Annotated in this window: 20 protein-coding genes, 1 tRNA gene and 5 pseudogenes; 11 read left to right on the top strand and 15 right to left on the bottom strand. The window is 50.7% G+C overall.

Annotated features, from left to right (window positions below):
- Nucleotides 1-78: 78 nt before the first annotated feature.
- On the bottom strand, nt 79-558 hold the full coding sequence (gene ruvC, locus DO97_RS01060; protein ID WP_036530492.1) for a crossover junction endodeoxyribonuclease RuvC: 480 nt from the start codon (nt 556-558) through the stop codon (nt 79-81).
- Nucleotides 559-577: 19 nt separating this feature from the next.
- A pseudogene (bchI, locus tag DO97_RS30545) lies at nt 578-1,657 on the bottom strand (magnesium chelatase ATPase subunit I).
- 356 nt (nt 1,658-2,013) lie between these two features.
- On the opposite strand from bchI, the gene dapB reads away from it, so the two are divergent.
- On the top strand, nt 2,014-2,835 hold the full coding sequence (dapB, locus tag DO97_RS01050; RefSeq protein WP_036530490.1) for a 4-hydroxy-tetrahydrodipicolinate reductase: 822 nt from the start codon (nt 2,014-2,016) through the stop codon (nt 2,833-2,835).
- 11 nt (nt 2,836-2,846) lie between these two features.
- Here the strand turns inward: dapB and mtnA are convergent.
- Nucleotides 2,847-3,911, bottom strand: a pseudogene (gene mtnA, locus DO97_RS30540) (S-methyl-5-thioribose-1-phosphate isomerase).
- Between the two features lie 113 nt (nt 3,912-4,024).
- Here mtnA and DO97_RS01040 point away from each other — a divergent pair.
- Nucleotides 4,025-4,504 carry a CRR6 family NdhI maturation factor gene (locus DO97_RS01040; protein ID WP_036530487.1) on the top strand — a complete coding sequence of 160 codons (480 nt, stop codon included), beginning with the start codon at nt 4,025-4,027 and terminating at the stop codon, nt 4,502-4,504.
- A 10-nt stretch (nt 4,505-4,514) separates the two neighbouring features.
- Here the strand turns inward: DO97_RS01040 and DO97_RS01035 are convergent, their stop codons facing one another.
- Nucleotides 4,515-5,444, bottom strand: coding sequence for a glycosyltransferase family 9 protein (locus tag DO97_RS01035; RefSeq protein ID WP_036530485.1), 930 nt, complete (start codon nt 5,442-5,444; stop codon nt 4,515-4,517).
- A 221-nt stretch (nt 5,445-5,665) separates the two neighbouring features.
- On the opposite strand from DO97_RS01035, the pseudogene DO97_RS01030 reads away from it, so the two are divergent.
- The 5 genes and pseudogenes from DO97_RS01030 to DO97_RS01010 form a co-directional block, all read left to right on the top strand.
- Nucleotides 5,666-7,925 (top strand): annotated as a pseudogene (locus tag DO97_RS01030) (heavy metal translocating P-type ATPase).
- A 119-nt stretch (nt 7,926-8,044) separates the two neighbouring features.
- Entirely contained in the window at nt 8,045-8,545 is a 501-nt protein-coding gene (locus DO97_RS01025; RefSeq protein ID WP_036530483.1) for a cupredoxin domain-containing protein, read from the top strand.
- Between the two features lie 131 nt (nt 8,546-8,676).
- Nucleotides 8,677-9,409, top strand: a pseudogene (gene radC / locus DO97_RS01020) (RadC family protein).
- Nucleotides 9,410-9,506: 97 nt separating this feature from the next.
- Nucleotides 9,507-9,578, top strand: a tRNA-Val gene (locus DO97_RS01015).
- A gap of 267 nt (nt 9,579-9,845) precedes the next feature.
- Nucleotides 9,846-10,211 (top strand): annotated as a pseudogene (locus tag DO97_RS01010) (Arm DNA-binding domain-containing protein); the annotation flags it as partial.
- A 393-nt stretch (nt 10,212-10,604) separates the two neighbouring features.
- On the opposite strand, the gene DO97_RS01005 reads toward DO97_RS01010, so the two are convergent.
- The 9 genes from DO97_RS01005 to DO97_RS00970 form a co-directional block, all read right to left on the bottom strand.
- On the bottom strand, nt 10,605-11,087 hold the full coding sequence (locus tag DO97_RS01005; protein WP_036530480.1) for a PIN domain-containing protein: 483 nt from the start codon (nt 11,085-11,087) through the stop codon (nt 10,605-10,607).
- Entirely contained in the window at nt 11,071-11,325 is a 255-nt protein-coding gene (locus tag DO97_RS01000) for a UPF0175 family protein (RefSeq protein ID WP_036530476.1), read from the bottom strand. Before DO97_RS01000 ends, DO97_RS01005 begins: the two co-directional genes overlap by 17 nt.
- 835 nt (nt 11,326-12,160) lie before the next feature.
- On the bottom strand, nt 12,161-12,757 hold the full coding sequence (locus DO97_RS00995) for a hypothetical protein (protein WP_036530474.1): 597 nt from the start codon (nt 12,755-12,757) through the stop codon (nt 12,161-12,163).
- Nucleotides 12,758-13,398: 641 nt separating this feature from the next.
- The gene (locus DO97_RS00990) at nt 13,399-14,400 is read right to left on the bottom strand and encodes a hypothetical protein (RefSeq protein WP_036530472.1); all 1,002 of its coding nucleotides are present in this window, start codon (nt 14,398-14,400) and stop codon (nt 13,399-13,401) included.
- A 173-nt stretch (nt 14,401-14,573) separates the two neighbouring features.
- Nucleotides 14,574-14,867 carry a hypothetical protein gene (locus DO97_RS00985; RefSeq protein WP_052128219.1) on the bottom strand — a complete coding sequence of 98 codons (294 nt, stop codon included), beginning with the start codon at nt 14,865-14,867 and terminating at the stop codon, nt 14,574-14,576.
- 256 nt (nt 14,868-15,123) lie between these two features.
- Nucleotides 15,124-15,408: a hypothetical protein gene (locus DO97_RS23535; RefSeq protein ID WP_156120378.1), complete on the bottom strand. Its 285-nt coding sequence runs from the start codon at nt 15,406-15,408 to the stop codon at nt 15,124-15,126.
- Nucleotides 15,409-15,606: 198 nt separating this feature from the next.
- Complete coding sequence (locus tag DO97_RS27190; RefSeq protein ID WP_275574911.1) at nt 15,607-15,741, bottom strand: hypothetical protein; 135 nt, start codon at nt 15,739-15,741, stop codon at nt 15,607-15,609.
- Between the two features lie 216 nt (nt 15,742-15,957).
- Nucleotides 15,958-16,818 carry a hypothetical protein gene (locus tag DO97_RS00975; RefSeq protein WP_156120377.1) on the bottom strand — a complete coding sequence of 287 codons (861 nt, stop codon included), beginning with the start codon at nt 16,816-16,818 and terminating at the stop codon, nt 15,958-15,960.
- Between the two features lie 20 nt (nt 16,819-16,838).
- Nucleotides 16,839-17,207 carry a hypothetical protein gene (locus DO97_RS00970; RefSeq protein ID WP_036530467.1) on the bottom strand — a complete coding sequence of 123 codons (369 nt, stop codon included), beginning with the start codon at nt 17,205-17,207 and terminating at the stop codon, nt 16,839-16,841.
- A 928-nt stretch (nt 17,208-18,135) separates the two neighbouring features.
- Between DO97_RS00970 and DO97_RS00965 the strand changes: the two genes are divergently transcribed.
- The 4 genes from DO97_RS00965 (at nt 18,136) to DO97_RS00950 (ending at nt 20,903) form a co-directional block, all read left to right on the top strand.
- Nucleotides 18,136-18,423: a hypothetical protein gene (locus tag DO97_RS00965; protein ID WP_036530465.1), complete on the top strand. Its 288-nt coding sequence runs from the start codon at nt 18,136-18,138 to the stop codon at nt 18,421-18,423.
- A gap of 36 nt (nt 18,424-18,459) precedes the next feature.
- Nucleotides 18,460-18,729: a hypothetical protein gene (locus DO97_RS24255; RefSeq protein WP_036530464.1), complete on the top strand. Its 270-nt coding sequence runs from the start codon at nt 18,460-18,462 to the stop codon at nt 18,727-18,729.
- Nucleotides 18,716-18,991 (top strand): hypothetical protein, encoded by a 276-nt coding sequence (locus DO97_RS00955; RefSeq protein ID WP_036530462.1) that lies wholly within the window; start codon nt 18,716-18,718, stop codon nt 18,989-18,991. Before DO97_RS24255 ends, DO97_RS00955 begins: the two co-directional genes overlap by 14 nt.
- A 535-nt stretch (nt 18,992-19,526) precedes the next feature.
- Nucleotides 19,527-20,903, top strand: a complete 1,377-nt coding sequence (locus tag DO97_RS00950) for an S-layer homology domain-containing protein (RefSeq protein ID WP_239651339.1) — start codon at nt 19,527-19,529, stop codon at nt 20,901-20,903.
- Nucleotides 20,904-21,110: 207 nt separating this feature from the next.
- Here DO97_RS00950 and DO97_RS22780 read toward each other — a convergent pair whose 3' ends face one another.
- Together DO97_RS22780 and DO97_RS22775 are read right to left on the bottom strand one after the other, a co-directional pair.
- The gene (locus DO97_RS22780) at nt 21,111-21,488 is read right to left on the bottom strand and encodes an EamA family transporter (RefSeq protein ID WP_052128215.1); all 378 of its coding nucleotides are present in this window, start codon (nt 21,486-21,488) and stop codon (nt 21,111-21,113) included.
- 7 nt (nt 21,489-21,495) lie between these two features.
- Nucleotides 21,496-21,915: an EamA family transporter gene (locus DO97_RS22775; protein ID WP_052128214.1), complete on the bottom strand. Its 420-nt coding sequence runs from the start codon at nt 21,913-21,915 to the stop codon at nt 21,496-21,498.
- Nucleotides 21,916-21,981 lie beyond the last annotated feature (66 nt).

The following is a 21,981-nucleotide window of genomic DNA, read 5'->3' as shown; positions in this document are numbered from 1 at the left end:
ACTGGGGGTGGCGCTCGGTAGGAACATTCAGGGCAACAGCGATCAGCATCCCATCCTGTCTTGGATGCTGCGATTTCGTCACACCTGAAACCAGGCGGTCAGGGCAACGGCGATGGCATCCGCCGCATCATCAGGCTGAGGAATCCGATCTAGCTTTAACTCCCTGGCGACGGCCTCCTGAACCTCGCGCTTTTCGGCATTGCCGTAGCCCGTTAGGGCTTGTTTAATCTGCGCTGGGGTGAACTCCACCATCGGCAATTGATACTGTGCCAGGACTAATAGCAGCACCCCACGGGCTTGAGCTACCAAAATCGTATTACCCATGCGATAGAAAAACAGTTTCTCGATCGCCACCCGATCGGGTTGCCACTGCTGAACTAAGGTATGCAGATCGGTATAGATGGTGCAAAGCCGCTGGCCGATCTCGGTGTGGGCAGGGGTTTCAATAATGCCAAAGTCTAAGAGCTTGGGGGTTATGGCGGTTGAGTTCTCACACTCCAGAACACAAAACCCTAGGATTGCTAGCCCAGGGTCAAGTCCCAGAATCCGAGTGGACATTCCCAGGGGGGCAATAGCGCTACTTGGTTCGGGCAGAGGTGGCGCCGTTGCTCTCTTCGGCGGTTTCCATGCCAAAGATGCGGTTGAAGGTTTTCTCGACTTTGTACCCGGAGTCGATGGACTCCAGGGGATCTTTGCGCAGGCGGTGCCGCAGACAGAGCACAATCACCCGGCGAATATCGTCTGGGGTAACGGTGGTACGGCCTTCAAAGGCGGCTAGGGCTTTCGCAGCCCGGTTAGTGACGATATCTCCCCGTAACCCATCCACATCTAACTCCGCACAGACTTGGGAAACCTGTACCCGCAAGTCATAGTCGATGCTGACCGATCGCAGCAGGGTTTGGGCTTGCACCAACCGTTGTTGTAAGTCCTGTTGCTGGGCTTGATATTTCTCCAGAAACGCCTGAGGCTCCTGATCAAACTCCGATCGCTGCTCCACAATTTGCACCCGCAGGGCTGGCTCCTTCACCGTGCGAATTTCGGCGTGCATCCCAAAGCGATCCAGGAGCTGGGGTCGCAGTTCCCCTTCTTCGGGGTTGCCGGAGCCAACTAGAACAAAACGAGCCGGGTGCCGGATGGAAATGCCTTCCCGCTCAACGGTATTCCAGCCCGAGGCAGCGGAGTCCAGCAACACATCTACGAGGTGATCATCCAGGAGGTTGACTTCATCCACATAGAGAATGCCACGATTGGCCTTCGCCAGCAGACCGGGTTCCAAAGGCCTTCACCCCCCTCTGACAGGGCTTTTTCAATATCGATGGTGCCACAGACCCGATCCTCTGTTGCCCCCCAGGGGTAGATCCACCATTGAGACTTTCTTCTGGGTCACCGGTACGGTCAGGCTCTGTTCCAGTCGCCGCTTGACATCATCGCTCATTAACTCCGAGTCCGTGGGATGACTGTTAAAGGGGTCATCGGCCACGACATCAATTTCGGGCAGGAGATCGGCTAACGCCCGGATGGTGGTGGTCTTGCCCGTGCCGCGATCGCCCATGATCATCACCCCACCCACTTTGGGGTCAATCACATTCAGCAGTAATGCCAGTTTCATTTCCTCCTGCCCGACAATGGCAGTGAAGGGGAAAACGGGACGACGCATCGTCGATGTTGGGGGCGGATTCACCAGGGCAGAGGAACTCACGAGCTTACCTGAAACCTTAAGACTGTTTTAACCACTGCCTCTCATTGTGCCATGGATGCTGACGGCACACCAAAAGCCAGACCCTAACTCGGCGGATATTTGGGCTGATAATATAGTGCTGGTCAGGCCGCTGAGAACCAGACTCTAAAGTACCGATGCGGGGAGCCCTGACACACCCTAGCTCCAGATCTGTGAGCGATCGCCATCAAGGGCGGATTAGCGGGTCTTGGCGCTGATGCGTCCCAGCGTCAATCCCTGCTTGCGAGTCCGCCGTTGCTATTCTCCTATTGAGTTTCAACCTTACCGAACACGTTATGCCGAATCCAATACCCGTAATTATCAATGGTGCCGCTGGCAAAATGGGCCGCGAGGTGATTAAGGCCGTTGCCCAGGCACCAGACTTAACGCTGGTAGGGGCGGTGGATCGCAATCCCGCCTGGCTGGGTCAAGATGCCGGAGAACTGGCAGGGATAGAACCCCTGGAAATTCCGATAACGGATCAACTGGAACCCACCCTCGGTATGGCGGTGCAGGAAAGAGAACTGGGGGTCATGGTTGACTTCACCCATCCCAGCGGGGTTTACCACAATGTCCGTTCAGCGATCGCCTATGGCATTCGGCCCGTGGTGGGAACGACGGGGCTTAGTTCTGAGCAAATTCAAGACCTAGCCGAGTTTGCCGACAAAGCCAGTACGGGTTGTCTGATCATCCCCAACTTCTCCATTGGGGTGGTGCTGCTCCAGCAGGCGGCTTTGCAAGCCTCCCGGCATTTTGACCACGTCGAAATTATTGAACTTCACCACAATCAAAAGGCAGATGCCCCCAGTGGTACAGCGATTCAAACCGCTGAACTCTTAGCAGAGATGGGCAAAACCTATAACCCAGCACAGGTGCAAGAAACCGAAACCATTCCAGGGGTGCGGGGCGGTTTGGCCGCTGAAAATATCCGCATCCATAGTGTGCGTCTACCTGGCTTAATTGCCCACCAGGAGGTGATCTTTGGCGCACCTGGGCAGATTTACACCCTGCGCCACGATACCAGCGATCGCGCCTGCTATATGCCCGGTGTGTTACTGGCGATTCGCAAGGTGACGCAGTTAAAAAATCTGGTCTATGGCCTTGAGAAAATTTTGTAGCCCCGTACCCGCTAGACCACTTGCTTCTCCTGGAGTTGCGCTTGCAACAGGTCGGGGGCGATCGCCCCATGCTCGGTAATAATAGCGGTAATCAACGCCGCCGGGGTAACATCAAAGGCTGGGTTGTAGTACTCCACTCCTGGTGGACACAGCGTTGTGGTTCCCACCTGATAGACCTCTGTGGGGTCCCGTTCCTCAATGGGAATCAGGCTGCCATCGGTGAGACTGAAATCAATCGTGGATAACGGTGCCGCGACTAAAAAAACGGAATCTGATGAGCCTGGGCAATCAACGCCACACTGTAGGTGCCAATTTTGTTGGCGGTGTCGCCATTGGCCGCAATGCGATCGGCTCCCACCACCACGGCATCAATCAACCCCCGCTGCATGCAGTGAGCCGCCATGTTGTCCGTAATCACTGTCACTGGAATCCCTTCCTGCACACATTCCCACGCTGTGAGTTTGGCACCTTGCAAGCGGGGACGGGTTTCGTCAGCATAGACCCGCTCCAAGCGTCCAGCACGCCATGCGGAACGCACAACCCCCGAAGGCCGTCCCATAGCCTGCTGTTGCTAAGGCACCAGCATTGCAGTGAGTCAGCAGGCGCAGTTGCTGGGGAGCAGTAGGCAAGACATCCAGCCCGTGATCCCCAATTTGTTCACAGGTCTGGAGATCTTCAGCATTGATCGACTGAGCAGTGGCCAGCAGAACTTGCCGCAGATGCGCCACAGGGCCAATGGTTTGGCGGGCAACCTTCAGCATGCGCTCAATCGCCCAAAATAGATTCACAGCGGTGGGACGAGTCGCCCGCAGTTGATTGGCTACGGTTTCCAGTTGGCTGAGAAATTCAGCCCGATCCTGGGTTTCAATTTCCCGTGCCCCCAGGTACATGCCGTAGGCAGCGGCGACCCCAATCGCGGGGGCACCGCGCACAATCATGGTTTTAATGGCTTCCGCCATATCTTGGCAGCGCTTAATATCAACAAGGGAATACTCACCGGGGAGTCGAGTTTGGTCAATCAGCAACACGTGATCACCAGACCAAATAACGGGATAAACCTGATTAGGGAGGGACATACTTAAAGATGGAAGTGCTTTGTGCCAAGATCAACCCAGGAGCCCAGAGGACATCCTATGCCTGCGAAAATACCATACAACTTGCTGCGACGACCACGTCATCAATCTCACCCATGCCCTTGACCATTACCGTTGACACCGAAGCAATCCAGCGCCTAGATTTATCCCCCGCTGAGGGGATCCTCAAGCCCCTGTCTACCCTCGAAGCGCCCGATTCGCAGCTGCTCCAGCTTCAGATTGACTACGTCAGAGATGCGGATGATCCCCGTGAATTGTCGGAGATTCCCGAGGTCAGACTGTGGTTTATCCGCCTTGATAGTCGCTATCCCTGGTTACCTCTTTACCTGGATTGGCAAGCAGGGGAACTCGGTCGCTACACTGCCATGCTGGTGCCCCACCAGTTCAGTGCTCGGGAGGGAATTCAATTCAATCCCGAAGCTCTGGAAATCTTCTTGATGCAGAAAATTTTTGTGTTAACAGACTGGCTGAAACAACAGGGGAGTCCCCGTCGTGCCCGGTTAAAAGCGATGGCGCAGATCCTTGGGTACGAGTTAGATGACGGTTTTTTTGAGGTAATTGATCCAGGATGTTGATCAGTGGGCGTTACCCTGCCCACACCCGCTCTAGAATGATTTGGGGGGGGATATCCGCAATTTGCCCCGTAGTGGATTGAATGCCGATGCACTTTTCTGAGGGCGTGGGTAACACCAGAGCCGGGTAGGTAGCTCCCAACAGGGCTAGGGTATAAGTTTGCACTGAGATCGCCAGTTGTAGGGCTGCCCCCTCGGGACAGAGCATCAGACTGGCTCCCGCAATCAGAGCCGCCAGTTTACCAGTGTCCGTGGGCATTGAAACCTTCAAGCCGGGAGAGGCTGCGGTCAGGGTTGAAATCCCTTCGTCGGTGGCGGCGGTTTGGAGTAACACGATGGGGAGAGCAGGTTGCCGTTGCTGTAAGTCTTGCAGAATCACCTGCCAACTCGCGGTGGGGTAATCCCCTGTCTGAATTAACACATAGCCGCTGCCTTGCACACCCAGTCGTTGTTGCTCACTCTCTGCCCACGCCAGATCGCGGCTGGGGACATTGATAGAGAGGGGAGGACAGGGGGTCTGAATTTGGAGTCCTTGCAGCAGATCGTGGTCAGTATGGGCAATATATTGATTGGCATTCCAGGGAATCTTGGCGGTGAGAAAGGGGCTAACGCCACTGTTGGCATAACCAATCCGGTTGGGAATCCCACTTAACCACAGCAGGATGCCAACTGCCCAACTCCGTTCCAAAGTCAACACGACATCATATTCGCGATCGCGGATCTGCCCCAAAAAGTTACTCCAATCTGCCAGGCTGTTGAGGTTGAGGTAGTCGAACTGAATTAGGCCATTGACAAACTTGCAGACTCGGTAAGCACCGATTGCTCTCGGTTCAACAGCAACATCGATTTTGGCCTGTGGATAGGTTTGCCGCAGATTCTCAAGGGTGGGAAAGAACAGAATCTGATCGCCGATGCCGCCGGGAACAAGGGCTAGGATTTGCATGATAAAACCTGCGTATTAAGGTAAGGAACCCTGACTCGCTCCCCATTTTAGGGGAATCCCTCGTAAATAGAGCAGCCCTATCGGATCAACTCGGCTCAACCGAGCGATGAACTTTTATCAGTAGACTTGACTCTCCAGTTAACTGGAGAAGTTAGCTTGGTTACAGCGATTCCCTCCCAGGACTGCGGCTGTTATCTCTGATTCCCAGGCAGGTATCCATCATGGCAACCCTTCATTTGCGCTTGCAAGGTATGAATTGTGCATCTTGTGTCCGCAGGATCGAGGAAACTCTGCAAGCATTGCCGGGGGTAAGGAGTTCCCCGGTTAATTTTGCGACGGAGACGGCCACTGTCGAGTACGACATTCAGCGAGTGGACGTTGAGCAGATTATTCGGGCGATCGCTGACAGTGGCTATGCCGCTCAGGCCTTACCCGAGATCGGCTCGGCATCATTGGATGCCGAGCCATCTTCCCGGCTGAGAGAGCAGCAACATCTCCACCGCAAAGTCCTGATCGCGGCAGGACTCAGCCTGTTGCTGATGATAGGTGTCCTTGACCATATTGGGTTAGGGTTACCCCCAATGCTGCAATGGTTGGCCTGGCCTTGGACACAATTTCTGCTGGCAACCCCGGTGCAATTTTGGGTCGGACAGGGATTCTACCGGGCGGCGGGAGCAGCCTTTCGGCATCGCACGGCGGATATGAATACCCTGATTGCCTTAGGAACCACCGTGGCTTATACCTACTCTGTTTGGACAACCCTCAACCCCGACTTCTGGCGATCGCAGGGACTCCAACCCGAGGTTTATTTTGAAGCCTCTGCCGTGATCATCACCCTCACCTTGATTGGTCGTTACATTGAAAATCTCGCCAAGGGTGAAACCTCCGCTGCCCTGCGCCAACTGATGGACCTGCAAGCCAAAACCGCCCGGGTGATGCGGCAAGGGCAGGAATTGGATATTCCCGTGACGCAGGTTGTGGTGGGTGACCTATTGCAGGTACGCCCAGGTGAGAAAATTCCCGTGGATGGGGAGGTGGTGACGGGTTCCTCGGCGGTGGATGAGTCCATGATCACGGGGGAAAGCCTGCCCGTCACCAAACAACCAGGGGATGAAGTGGTCGGAGCCACCCTGAATCAAACCGGCAGTTTTAGCTTTCGAGCCACGAGAGTTGGCTCAGATACCGCCCTGGCTCAGATTGTCAAGTTGGTGCAACAGGCGCAAGGGTCAAAGGCTCCAATTCAAAAATTGGCAGATCAGGTGACCCGTTGGTTTGTCCCTGGGGTGATTGGTCTGGCAATTCTCACCTTTGTGGTGTGGTTTAATCTCATGGGGAATCTCACCCTGGCGATGATCACAACCGTTGGGGTCTTAATTATTGCCTGCCCCTGCGCCCTGGGGTTAGCCACTCCCACCTCGGTCACCGTTGGCATTGGCAAAGGGGCGGAGAACGGCATTCTAATCAAAGATGCAGGCAGTCTAGAGCTGGCCCACAAAATTCAAACTGTTGTCCTGGATAAAACCGGCACCCTCACCCAGGGCAAACTCGGCATCACCCACTTCTTCTGCTTCCAGGGTACGGCGGATCACTATGAAATTACATTGCTGAAGCAGGTAGCAGCCGTCGAACGCCAGTCAGAGCACCCCTTGGCAGCCGCCGTCGTCAACTACGCCCAAGCCCAGGATGCCTTTGATCCATTGCTGATAGCGGAGCAGTTTATAGCGATCGCTGGCAGTGGGGTTCAGGGGATCGTGGGGGGCAGACTGGTACAGATGGGGACGGAACGCTGGATGACGGAGTTAGGAATGGCGACCCCAGTTCTCCAAGGGGAAAAGCAAGCCTGGGAGGAGGCAGGCCAAACGGTGATTTTCATTGCCGTGGATCAACAAATCGCTGCCCTGATGGCTGTTGCTGATATTCTCAAGCCGTCCTCGGCCTTGGCTGTCCATACCATGCAGTGCCTGGGGTTAGAGGTCATTATGCTCACGGGCGATCACCGCCCCACCGCCCTGGCGATCGCCCGTGAATTGGGGATTCAACGGGTGCTGGCAGACGTGCGCCCCGGCCAAAAAGCAGACACCATCAAACAGTTGCAAGCCGAAGGAAAAATCGTCGCCATGGTGGGAGATGGGATTAACGATGCCCCGGCCCTGGCTCAGGCGGATGTGGGAATTGCCATTGGTACAGGCACCGATGTGGCGATCGCGGCAAGCGACATCACCCTGATCTCAGGAGATCTGCAAGGGATTGTGACGGCGATCCAACTGAGCCACGCCACCATGGGCAATATTCGCCAAAATCTGCTTTTTGCCTTTGGCTACAACCTGGCAGGCATCCCCATTGCAGCGGGGGTCACTGTTTCCAATTTTTGGCTGGCTACTAAACCCAGTGATTGCGGGAGCAGCGATGGCGTTGAGTTCCATCTCCGTGGTTGCCAATGCTCTGCGCCTACGTCAGTTTAAGCCCAGAATCCTTACATAAAGATGAACAAGTCTGATCACCAGCGACACCTTAATGACACCTTATATCCATCCAAAAAACTTGACCGATCACTAGCTCCCATAAGGTCAACCCTGTATCAGCAGAGTCAAGTTTGGGGAATGCTACTGGGTTTAAGTTTGTTAGTCGGCACGACCAATGCGACTGCGAATCAAATGCCCCACGAACCATCTCGTGGGTTACAGCCAATTGAGCAACCGATGGCTCTCAAGATCGCCATCACCCTGGCAGGTCTCACCCTAGTTGTGGCAGAGTTCTGGTGGTTTTTGCTAAAACCTCGTCAGGTGCAGCAAGCTCAATTCCAATCAGACATTCAGACCGTGACCATTACTGTGGATGGAGGCTACCAACCGGATTATGTAGTTGTCAAGGTGGGACAACCGTTGCGGCTACAGTTCCGCCGTCAAGATGCCAATAGTTGCTTGGAAGAGATTCAGCTGCCTGATTTTGGCATCAGTGCTCACCTACCCATGAATGTAACGACCTCGATAGAATTGACACCGCAGCAGCCAGGAGAGTATCCGTTCACCTGTGGCATGGGGATGTATCGAGGCACAATCTCTGTCCAAGAACCTAAGCCGGGCTCGCCAGCAAACTTGTAGCATTGGGTGTCGATCTGAGTACAGTTGAGCCTATGCAATCAGCCATAATGTCAGCAGGGTGGGATACCTTGCTAGATGGCTCAAAGTGGCTCCATGAGGTCGCCTGTCCTGGGTAAGTTGTGGCAATGTATATGACCTACTGTTTGAGAGTTGCAGATCTTCCCTCTAGTGAACGCCCCCCGAGAACGCCTGATCAGCCATGGCGCTAAAACGTTAGCAGCGGCGGAACTGCTGGCGATTCTCTTAGGAACCGGACAGGGGCCAGGTAAACTCTCGGCGGTTGGCCTCGGTCAGTTGCTCTTGCAGGAGTTAGGCAAGCATCAGCAAGATCCCTTGGCGGTGTTGCGAGATATCACTGCCCAAGAACTGATGACCATTTCGGGAATTGGCCCCGCGAAAGCCACCACGATTCTGGCGGCGATCGAGCTGGGTAAGCGTGCCTTCCAAGCTCGCCCCATAGAAGGCATGGTAATTGATGACCCATCACTGGCTGTTGCCGCTCTGAGCAATGACCTGATGTGGCAGGCTCAGGAACGATTTGCGGTCGTGCTCTTGGATATCAAGCATCGACTCCTGGGTACGCAAGTGATTACCATCGGCACGGCTACTGAGACATTGGCACACCCCCGGGATATCTTTCGGGAAGTCATTAGGCGGGGAGCGACGCGGGTGATTATTGCCCATAATCATCCATCGGGCAGCGTGGAACCTAGTCCAGAGGATATCGCACTGACGCGTCAGATGCTCCAGGGTGCCCATTTTTTGGCGATTCCTCTTCTTGATCACTTGATTCTGGGCAATGGAGACTATTCAAGTTTGCGGCAGACCACTTCTCTCTGGAGTGAGCTTCCCCAGGGAGATTGAAGGCTGAATATTTGCCCTAAGAAATCTGGAAAAACAGCTGCAATGCAGCTCTGGGCTGGTTGTCCACGGCAGAAGCTTATGCTACATTAAGAAACCTGGGCGATTAGCACAGTGGTAGCGCACTTCCTTCACACGGAAGGGGTCACAGGTTCAAATCCTGTATCGCCCATATGAAACAGAAGCCGCTAAAACCCCCCAAAAAAGGGATTCGGCGGTTTTTTATTAGGCTGAGAGGCATAAGAAAGCAATATTTCTGTACTAAGAGATTAGGGTGTGTTGGGGTAAATTTGACAAGTTTTGACTAGCATTTGACTAGCATTTGACTAGCAACTAATCGCTAATATGTACATGAGTAGCCTGTAGATAGCACACTACTCTCAGAATAGTCATGGAAAATCGTTAACGAAACCATAAGGGTACAGTTGGGGTTGAAGTATCCAGGAGTAATCTTCGACTGCGACTTCCCAGACATTTATTTGATGGAAAGCAAAAATACATCCACCTTGGTTTGCCTGACACGGATATTAATCGTAAATTTGCGGAGTCAAAGGCGAGGGTGATCGAGGACGACATTCTGAAGGAGCGATTTGACTACACTCTAGAGAAGTACACAGGCAAGGCTCCTCCTCAGTTAACGGTTGTCCAAACTATTCGCCCTAGCTTGAGCATTCAGGAGCTTTGGCAACGTTTCTACACCAGCAAGAAATCAGAACTAAAAGCCAAGACCCAGGAGAAATACGAAAACTTCACCCCCTTGTTTGAGAAGCTAGGCGATCGCACTTTTGATGATATCAGCGCGTAGTACCTACAAATTTCTACCACGAGCGATCGCCCTTTGATCATATCAACACGTAATGCCTACAAATCTCTACCATCAGCGATCGCCCTTTGACGAAATCAACCCGTAGCACCTACAAATCTCTACTACGAGCGATCGCCCTTTGACGATTTCAAGCCGTAAAGCCTATAAATCTCTACGACCAGCGATCGCCCTTTTGATGATATCAGCGCGGAGAGTCTATAAATCCCACCCACAATCTCTAAGCACAGCCCCGTTAGTTATCTGCAAATCGCAGGGAGCATAACGACCAAGATAAGCGGCGGCAGATCATCTTGCCAACCCCACCAAGATCTTTCGACCGTCCGCTTCATCGACTGGTTATGTGGCTGGACGCTGAACGATCGCCCTTGCTCCTCATGCTTGTAAGACTCTGGCCAGTAACTCTGGTGCAATCCGAAAGCCAGCGTTTTGGGTGAGTTCTTCGAGCACGGGCTGCAAGGATGGAAGGTCACCGGACTCCTTGGCTCGGAGCAAAACACCCAGAACGCCCGTAACTTGAAGATCCAAAGATTTTGCCGCCTTCCGCCCGTCCCGCTCATCTAGCAGTATCCATTCGGCTTGCAACTCAAGAGCTAGCGAAATTGCTTCGGCTTCGCCGCCATCCAGGGTTTGCCGCAGTAGTTGAACAAGGAATTGATTACTAACGGGCTGAACTTGTATCCAGCCAGCAGTAATGGCGGTTTGAATGGAGTGAGAACCGGGACGTTCTTCGTCAATTTTCAACTCGTCCAAGACAGCAGGCGGAATCTGAATTTGACCAAATTGTTGGCGCAATAGAGCGAGTTGATCCACAATTGCCAGATTCAAAATTGGGGATGTGTTACTGACGGTGGGCATAGGCGAGATCGTCTTCTAGTTCCTCGGAACCATAGTGCCGCAGAACGCCCCGTTGGGCGAGTAGCTGTCCAAATTCGTATTTGTCCATCCGAGCGAGTTCTCTGGCTTTGCCGAAAGACAGCAACTCTTGGGCGTAAAGGGCTACAGCTAGTTCGTGCAGGAGTTCTTGTTCGATGCGTTGTTCTGGCAGACGAATTGCCTGGAGGATGGAGTCGGGGATGGAAAGTTGTAGGCTCATAATTGGGGGTACATTGAAGGATCTAAAATCTAACTAAACGGCGATCAGGAAGCGTGGAAGGCTTGGTAGAACACTGGATAAGGCAGAGCCTCTGCACACGTCTCCATGAGTTGACAGGCTTCTTGTGAGCTGAAGTGATTGCCGAGGCGGAGCGATCGCCCGTATGTCTGTTGCAGTGAATGTTAGACCAAAACACTGGAATTTGAAAGCGATTATAAACTTACGGCAATGTTTTGAATAGGGGTGTTTTGGGGCGATCGCGCTGGAGAAAGTTAGCTTTGATGAGATCGCGTTAATTGGCTGGGCGATCGCACTTTTGATGATATCAGCGCGTAGTACCTACAAATCTCTACTACGAGCGATCGCCCTTTAATGATATCAACACGTAATGCATACAAATTTCTACCACGAGCGATCGCCCTTTTGATGATATCAGCGCGTAGTACCTACAAATCTCTACCACGAGCGATCGCCCTTTGATCATATCAACACGTAATGCATACAAATTTCTGCGACAAGCGATCGCCTTTTGACGATATCAACACGTAGAGTCTATAAATTTCTGCGACAAGCGATCGCCCTTTGACGATATCAACACGTAATGCCTACAAATCTCTGCGACAAGAAATCGCCCTTTGATCATATCAACACGTAGAGTCTACAAATCTCTATCACTAGCGATCGCCCTTTGATCATATCAACACGTAGAGCCTATAAATCCTGGCCACAATCTCTAAGCACAGCCTCGTCCGTTGTCTGCAAATCGCAGGGAGCGTAACGTTCGAGGTAAGGGGCGGCTTGCGCCTAGGCGCAAGACGTCCCCTTGACTGAGGGGTTAGGCATCGCGTTTTGCCGGTTGGAAGCGCCCACCTTCTGTATCCATGAGTTCAAGGTGGGCCTGAACGAACAGGACCTCATCTGCAAGGGGCTTCATGGCGAAGTCTTCATCGAGCAGACGGAATTCCCCAGTGTCTACGAAGTACGCGCGGAAGAAGTGTCCGGGAACTCCGTCGTCGGCTGGCCGCGCTCCTACGTATTCAGGGAAGAAGCATCCCACAGCACCGCGAGCGAAGTATTTGTCAATTCGTTCGTCGAAGTGCTCGATCGCGTTGCGGAGATCTCGATTGAAGAGTGGACTCTCATCAGTCATCGCGAAGCACTGTCGAAGTACTTGACCTCTCGACTTGTATTCGGGACGGACTGGCCAGAAGTACCTTGAAAGTGCGCCGGCTTGAACGACCATGTTTTGAAGCTCGTTCAGTACGATTCTCGTCGGTAGTCCGTCGACGTCCTCTGCGGTTGGCCGCTCAGGCAGCTTGCCAAAGATCGCTTCGAGCCTGAGTATTGAGCGAACAGCAGACGCGCTGTTGAAGAGCATGCTCTGAATATAGAACGCTTCGTAAGGCGGCCAGATGGGTGATTCTTCTTGCATGTGATGCCTAACGGCTAAATTCAGCGGCGGTAAATATACTCTGCATCTCCGAAAGGATCTCCATACCGTCCGCTGCAATGATTGGTTATGCGTACTGCGAGTTCAATCTATATTGCCATTGCCCTTTGATCATATCAACACATAAAGCCTACAAATCTCTACCACTAGCGATCGCCCTTTGATCATATCAACACATAAAGCCTACAAATCTCTACCACTAGCGATCGCCCTTTGACGATTTCAACACGTAGAGTCTACAAATCTCTGCGACCAGCGATCGCCCAACCACCCCAACTACAAAACCTGACAGCAAAAGCCCAAAAACTCTGAAACTCAAACTCAGCAACAAAACCAGAAATGAGATGAACCGAAAACCAGAAACCGCTAGCGGGGTCTAACGGCCTAGAGTTGAACGTTGCTCTAACCTATTCTAAATTATCTCGATCAGTTTTGTGCATACGCTCCAACGACGGGTTAGGTGTTTTACCCAGGGTCATTTCATTCTAGATGGAGGTGACAATTTTAGAGCATTTCAGCGATCGAGAGATAAAATCTCTGAAGTCTAGAATCGCGCATTCTCGTAGATGCATAAAATACTAAAATTTAGAATGAAACAGCCCTGGTGTTTTACCGTATTGATCTTAAAATTTGTTTGCATCCACTTGCGGAAGTGATATTACTGGCACAGTCCTCTTACCTTTGCTTGTAAAGTTAGATATTCTTTCAAGTTTAATTGAAACTACTTGAAGCATATAGCGTGGCCATGTGGTATTTCCGTAGGGACTTGAGAACCGATCTAAATCAACAAATAAACACCCTAGTAATCCCCCTTTTATTTCTGTCATATCATCATAGCCGATAGCATCATTCCATAACTCTCTGATAGCTTTCGCAGTTTTGCAGGAAACATGATGTGTAGTAGTAAATCCTGACACTGATGTACTCTTTATATAAAGACCCCAAGTTCTACTTAAAATAGAAATCATATTTGAAATTCTATTTGCTTCATTGGTATAATTTACGTAGTCTGAAGCCTCTGGAGAACTTTGAGCAGAATTAAGAGCTTGAATAAATGGAGTGACAGCATTTGGAAAATCTACATATGTTACCCCAGCAGATAATTGAGCTTTGAGCCTGCTTATGGCTTCATTTAATCTTATAATATCTTCAGGAATTTTCATGCTGATTAATTGAACAGCTTTTGACGGTGGATATTCTTGTGCTGTTCCCTTTTCATGAATACTTATCCAGAAAAGTTTACTTTCAGTACTAGTCCAATTTGTATATATTAAACAATTAGATACTTTGCAAGGAATTTGCACCTCTCCCTTTAGATCTGTGCGAACCTCCGAAACTTGTTTAAGACTCTTTAAAGCCACTATAATATTTTGGTTTAGGTCTTCTATTTGAGAATCATTTAGATTCTGGGAATCTTGGATTACTTGAGTAATGTAGTTGACAACTTCCTTGCAGTTTGTATTAATTGGAGAACAAGGTATAACTAGAACGGGTTTATCGGCTATGGGAATCACTCCAGTAGCTTGAATAGACGCAAAAGTTGCCTTCGTAGATACTTCAATGGCTTTTGCAGAACTCTGATAAATAAATATTGAACACAAAATTCCGAAGAGTATTTTTTCCATTCTTAAATCTTATTAATTGTCTACAACGGCTTGCATTCCATACTAATTCAAAAGACTTAACGACTCACTACTTTTGTTCACATAACGGTTGAGCTGAGCGGCGCGCACGCCGACGTTTGAGCTTGGCACTTTATCCCTCACGCGTCCGCTCGAGCGAAGTGTTAGGTGGCGCCTCATCGGACGTAGCTCACTTGGGTGTTCGCGACTACGCTTTCCTGGAGAAAGACCTTGGCGTTGCCAATGCCGCCGATCGCGAGCGATGACTCAGATAACCAGCGCAGCTCGATAGGAACCGCCCCATCCAGGACCAGCACGTTACCGCCGTCGTTTGGCAATTCGTCGTCGGACGAAAGCACCGAAACCTGGGTACTGAACCCTGTCGTAGCACCGCAGTCTCGTTTGAACACCACGGCCTTGGTTTGACCGGAGGGAGAGAGAACAGTCTGACCGATAGTGTTGCCGCACATATCCCCAGCGCATCCCGAAAGGAATGTCGAAAGGATCGATATGGCAGCGATGTATCGAAGCATTGAGCGCCACCTAACGATACCAAGTTCAGCGGCGAGCGAAGCGAGTCCGCTGCAACGCGTTGTTAGGCCCGCCGACAGATTTTCCGAGGCTCAGGAAACGACGGTCGCCAACCTACTGGATACCTCTGGTCGAAACATCGTGCGAGGCTTGGTGCAGGGATCCCAGGCTGACCGCCCCGGGGCCAGCTACGCCCTACTCGTCCGGAGGCAAGGCGATGGGCCAAGGCCGGCCATTTGGCGCCTCGATGTATGCAGCGATGTCCGCCTCGGAGGCACGAAACACGGTGCCGTGCCCCTTGAACCCGACGATGTCGTCGAGGATCAGGACCGAACACGCGGGGCAACGGAAGATGAAGACCTCATGATTAATGCGCCGATAGGGAGACTCGTGAAGCGTCACGGCCAGCGGATCGGAGCAACGCTCGCACCCAGGAGGGCGCGCAATGGCGGTGCTGGGCGGATTGGAGCGATTGCTCATCACTTTGAATGCGGACGACCTCAACGGCGCCGAGCCGCGAAGCGGGCCTAACGGTTGAACTCAGCGGTGGTAAGCTGATTGTAACTCAAGCCCAAGCTTCAAACAACCATCCGCTGCAGTGAGGTGTTAGACCTTGCAACTAACCTAACTTGGGCTGAATTGAGGTCATGCTTTCGAGTGCTTCAGGCAACTTGCTGATCAACCTTGGCAATGGAACCTTTCGTTGAAGTAATCAACCTCCTGACCGATCGCCCGCTGAGGTTCATACTTTGCTAGCTCAACCTTTGCCAGAGAGGGGTTGAACTCTCGATCGATCGCATCTCCCCAACTCAACCCTTGCTCACCCAACACCTCAACGAAACAGACAACCTTTTCGGCGATGCTGCGTGGTGTCTAACGGTAAAGTGCAGCGGCGGTAGAGATACCCTGAAACTCAACACCAACGGCTTTCGACCGTCCGCTGCCACGCAGTGTTAGCCTTCTGTAGATAAGGTAGACAGCATTGTGACAATTGTGTGAGCGACCGAGACTCCCTATGTTTGCTCCAACTCAAAATTTTCTCTCGGCGGTTAACAAATATGAGTATGGGTTTTGTCTTAACTTTTCAGCCTTGTCACAGTTATATAGAATAAGCGATGCCACAAATGATACTCCAACACCAGCAAGAAGTGCTTGAGGAATAGAGAGTCCAATTAGAGCAAGAGGTAGAGAAGTTGTAGGAGCCGAGAAAAATGAAACCTTGAGAAAACCTTCTGTCACCCATTTTATATTGTTTGAAGTAAGTCCCTTTTTTAGTGCATTTAATGAAGGCTTTACTTCATTTATAAAAATGTCATTAGCTTCCTCCTGGAGTTTCTCAATTGACTGTTCACTAGAAATATTTTTTGTCAACTCTGCAAGCTTGACACGAAAACGTCCTAATTCATCTGCATTTTCCCTTCTAAACTTGAGAATATTTTTGAAAGATGTATCAGGATCAATTTTAATTCTTTCAAAAATCAAGTCAGCAAGTACTCCTTGCGCTAGTGAAGGTGGGATATTTTGGGTGCGTCGGTAACCATCATAAGCATTCCTGCTTCTGCGACGACTTGGAAGATGCAAATTGGCATCCAATTTAGCTGCATTCGCTAATTTGCTGTTAGCTACCATATCAGTTAATAGACCTACTCCAGAGTTTTCTGATAAACGAGTAGCCAATAAAGTCATGTAAAAGCTTGCAAATCTACTGCCTACAGAAATCCATTCTTGTGAATCACTAGATAATCTGCTTTGCAATTCCCTCTGGAGTCTGTCCGATAGTTTATCGGGATGAATATCTACTAGCTCTCGAATTTCCGAAGGCAATTTATCAGGATGAATAAGCTGATAATCTCTTAGAGGATGTTTTAAAAGGGTCGTCTTGAGCCTCAAATACGACTCAGTGGTGCAATCTAAAATCCATAAACCCTGATTCTGTCGTAGCGGTCTCTAGGTGGTCTGAGTGGTTGGATACACCCAGGAAGACTTTTAAAACATCCTCTTATATCTCTTGCCATAAGAACTTCTGCACCTTCTGGGGATTCGAGGTACTTTAAAACATCATCTGTCAATTCGTCGATCACTTGCATCCTTGATTCAACATAAAGAGGCTGCAACAGCTCTGCTTCATAAGCTTCTTTTGCAGTTCTTGTAGTGTAAGGAGCATCAATTGATTCAGGGACTATCGTACGAATATTTTCCCAATACAAAAGCGCATTTTTTAGCCAACTCTCATCTCTTACGTCAATCCAGGGGTAGTACAATGCTGTTGTAAAGGCCATAATAGCTGTCCAAGAAGTACTTCTCTAGCAGAGCATACGAAAGCTCGACTGTGCAATGTCTTCACAGGTGATTCAAAGAGGGCTAACTATATTTAGATCCCATTTTGGAATCTAAGCAAATTGGTGCTTAATACCCAGAATTACCCGTGGATTAAGCGTTATGGGGATATTAGCATACCCCATCTGAATTGGCTATATTTTAAAAATCCTGATATAGAAACTACGCACAAAATCGCTCAAGACTTTATCTGTAAAGCATTCTAGTTATTTTTATTCGATAAAATCTGGTTGCTTAGTCTTCATGGTGGGATCATAACTTGCAAAAAAGGGATCTTATTCCTTACGTAGAAGAATTGGCTCTGGTTTTCTAAAGGGGGATGGCTAGATGGCTTGAATTCCTTGGTCAATTCACCTGCACTCGATTTGATTTACCCTTCAAAGGCCAAGTGTCTATCACACTTGTCACAATAAGGTCTGTCATCAGCAACCTCCAAGATTGTGTACGTGATCAGGAATGAAGAAAGAATCTGAATCGTTATTGGGTAGAGAAGGGGTTTAGACCTACAGCATCCGCAGGATTTCCACAGCTCTATAGATAAGTCAGTCGATCAGAGATTGTTTTACGCATGTTGCAATAAAACTTCATAAAAATCGTGGCTGGTGCTGAAAATGCGTTTGGAAACTTTTATCCATGACATGCCGCCTCTGACCTCGCTGACTGTCAACCCCTCAGATGGTGTGCGCTAGCAATGTGGAAGCAGAGCATTGATGAGATGTGCCAGCTATTGGGGGTAACTCCGAGCAAATGGGTAGAGGGGGTTATTGGTGAGGCTCTGAAGAGGGACAACCCTGACACGGTTAGGAGTTTGGAACAGTGACTAACTGCCCAGATAGAGGAGCTTAGATCTGAGTTGGGGGAGGTAAGCGCTTGATTGCCCAACGGGGAAGCAGTCAAGCAGGTTTACCTCAGTTACCAGCATTTACTCAAGAGTTACCAGTGTTACCTCTGGTGACCATTGAGCAATCACACCCCGGCTTCACTCAGCGCCAGGTCTACCAGATGTATGGACTCAGCGCTGATAATGCCAGTCGCCAGAAAGGATTCCAGGGCGATGCTCCGGGCTACATCAGGAATGCCACGGGCGTACCCTGGATTGTGCAAAAACAGGGTATGAAGAATCTCTACTTCCCCCCGAGAGGGTTGGATGTCCCCTGATGGGAGTTATTGATATTTTATATCCCATGTTGTAACATGGGGATAAATGATTCAATTGATGCCATGCGTAGAGATATTGAAACCCGATTCAAACCCCAAGTTGGCAGCCTTGCCCGTCCACCTGTTTCTGTAGCGCTGGATAAGCAAACTGACAGGATTGTTCGCTCTCTGCCCAATCGCTCCGAATGGCTTAGGAGGGTCATCACCGAAGCGGTTCAACGTGAGCTGATGGGTGAATCAGAAGAACCAGAGATCGCAGACACTCGCAAGCGCAACAAGAGAGGCGATGAGAATGCAGTCTACTGATACCGATTTAAGAAACTTGATTCTCGGTTTGGACAAGAAGATCGACGCATTGGATAAGAACATTGAGGTCAACGCCGTCCGTACTGAGGAACAACTGAAGCGCATCGAGCAGCATATTGAAGCAGTAGACAAAAAGGTTGATGGCATTGAAACCCGGATGAATGCTCAAGATACCCGGATATGGAGTCTTGTTGTAGGGGTAGTCCTTGCCTTATTCGGTTTACTGGCAAAGCTGGCATTTTTCCCAGACGTGAAGGTCTAAACCATTCTCCTGAGCTAGTAGTACATTAACGAACACACCCCGATCTACACCCCGATAGTTTCCCGATAGTTTATTGAGAATGTCCCAAAAGCTTACCTGCAAAGAACTTCAGCCAACAATATTACTTCCTTCACACGGAAGGGGTCACAGGTTCAAATCCTGTATCGCCCATTGCTTGGGGAACCAAGTACAGGTAAGGCTTTTGGGAGTTCCAGACAACTCTTAAGAGTGTTTTATGTTGTCAATAAGCACAATTGCATAGGCTGATTAGGGGCTGTTTGGGCTGTAAATTTACCCGGATTTTTACCCGGAAGGATTGCACCCATGAAAGTTACCATTTGATCGCTACGATGAAATACCAGATCGCACCAATGTGATTTTGCACCGATTTTGGGAAGGACAAGGTTTTTCGGACTAGTCGAGACACCCGTTGCCTCAAACCACGGTACAACTCTGCATCGTCCATCTGTACGAAACTCCCTCAGTTATGTCTACGCTTTGAGCTACGTTAGGGGTATCTGCGTTCGGTGTTGCTGTGGTGTTAATCTCATTGCGAGCTGCGGTTCTTCTTGGCTTATTGACAGGCACTCTGGCAACCTTGACTGCCTGTGCCAACAGTCCGACCGGACAGTCTTGGGAGCGATCTCTGGCCGCTGACCCGAGATTACAAAATAATCCGTCGGTGTTTGGTGGTAGTCCTGATAAACCAACTACCCTGGGAGCTGCTGAGTTACCCAGGGATTTTCCTCCAGAGATTCCCCGCTACCCGAATGCAGTTTTAGTTGCTGTCAAGCCCCCGGTTACCGATCCGGTTGAGTCAACGGATGCCGCCGTGATGACCCAATGGACGAGCGGCGATCGCAGCGATCGGGTGATGGGCTTTTATCAACAAGCCTTCCAGAGTGATGGGTGGCAGATTGAGGATCGTCCCACGGATGATTTGCAGGGAACCTTCGTTGCCCGGCGCAACGACCTCCAGGTAACGATCTCCATTCAACCCACCCCTTTACCAACCCCCTCCCCCACGACTCCGTCTCCCTCTTCCCAAGCCAATACCACCTTGACAATTGAGTATAACCAGGGGGCGATCGCCCGCTCCGTTCCCGCTCCTGGGAGTCCAGACTTTATTGGGCCGCTGCCCCAGGAACCCACAGTCGCAACGACACCGCTGCCGACGGATACGCCAGGAACTCCGGTGACAGTGGCACAGTCCTTCTCTGACCTCAACAAAGCCCCTCAGGAACTCCAGTCTGCGATCGCCGATCTCGCAGCCTTGGGAGTGCTGACTGCCCCCACCGGAGGGGGCAAGCAAAATCTCAACACCTCCACCTTATTTGCCCCCAGTCAACCGATTACCCGCCGGGAGTTTGCCCGTTGGCTGGTAGCAGCCAATAATCAGATATATGCCAACCGTCCCGCGCAGAAAGTGCGCCTAGGGGCCGATGCCTCCCAACCCGTGTTTAAGGATGTCCCGAAGACCGACCCAGATTTTGCAGCTATTCAAGGACTGGCGGAAGCGGGACTGATTCCCAGTCCCCTCACAGGGGATAGCGCCGCGCTGTTATTCCGTCCCGACGCTCCTCTGACCCGCGAGACGTTGATTCTTTGGAAGGTTCCCCTCGACACCCGTCAAACCTTGCCTACAGCCACCATTGATACCGTGAAACAAACCTGGGGGTTTCAGGATACCGCCAAGATTGATCCAAGAGCGCTCCGAGCTGTGTTAGCCGACCATCAAAATGGGGATTTAGCCAATATCCACCGTGCCTTTGGTTTTACCGCTTTGTTCCAGCCAAAAAAGCCCGTGACCCGAGCCGAAGCCGCTGCAACCCTTTGGTATTTTGGTTACCAGGGGGAGGGGCAGTCCGCCCAGGATGCGCTGCAATTGCGGCAGTCCCCCAGCCCTGGCTAGGATACTGTCAATTTTGAGTGGATGGATCTGGAGTTTTCAATGGTGGCAGGTATGTTCTGATGGAGGTCAGCCTGCCACCACTCGACAGACAAATCAGTGACCGGAAAATTGTCGCTTTTGAGGCTACCTACAGAGTTAAATTAGCATTAATCACCTGCTCTATGAATCAATGGGGACGCTAAAACTCCTTGGGGATTTGGCTGTGAATTACTTATAAGAAATTAGATAAATACCCATACAAATGAGCACACTACTGAACCAGCGAACTGGGGTTACATGCTCTTTTAAAACAAACCGAGTCCCTAACATATTCACGGGTTCCGTTAGAGCTGTTGCTGGCACTACAAAACTGACATCCGCCCAACTAAGCAAGGAAATAAACATAAAAAACATAATCGTCATGCAAAAGATTCCGAGTCTCAAGGAGGAGTTGCTGACGGCGCTCCAAAAGAAATGAACCAACGCCTGTGGTTTCAGCGTTGCAGTTGAAACCGCCCCCAACTGCTTCATGCCCCGAGCGAGAAATAAAGTGCCTGCACAATCTGCAACCACTAGCACAATCAGTGCCAGCCAGATTTTGATCATGATGAACTCATGTTTTGTGGGGAATTGATTTTCTGGATCGCTTGGAATTACGAGCATGTTCGCTCAATCCAACCATCAAGACCCCCGCTGTAATCAACAGGGTTCCGATCCAGCGCGGTGCAGAAACTTTTTCACCTAAAATTAGCCAACCCACCAGGGTCGTCAGTACGTAATTAGAGGCCAGGATCGGCAGGACATAGCTCAGATCAAGCCGTGAAATTGCGACCAGGTAAAGCAGTAAGGAGGCTATCATGCTCAACACTCCGAGTAAAACCCAGAGATTGGAAAACACCTGAAGCCCAAAGAAAAAGATTGCTAGCGGGTTAGATGGACTCATTGCCCCAACCTGATGCAGACCATAGCTCAGTCCGGCGTATCCCAGAACCTGAAGCACAACCAGCAATGCCAGGAGGAGGATATTTTTCATCTTCGTTCTCGGTCTCTTATATGGGGCTGCTGGATCGACCAGAGTAGGGAGCGTTGCTTGTAGCTC

It is taken from the genome of Neosynechococcus sphagnicola sy1, assembly GCF_000775285.1.
GTDB classification, from domain to species: domain Bacteria; phylum Cyanobacteriota; class Cyanobacteriia; order Neosynechococcales; family Neosynechococcaceae; genus Neosynechococcus; species Neosynechococcus sphagnicola.
Note: the sequence above shows the minus strand (reverse complement) of the source record. Positions and strands in the feature narration are given on the sequence as shown.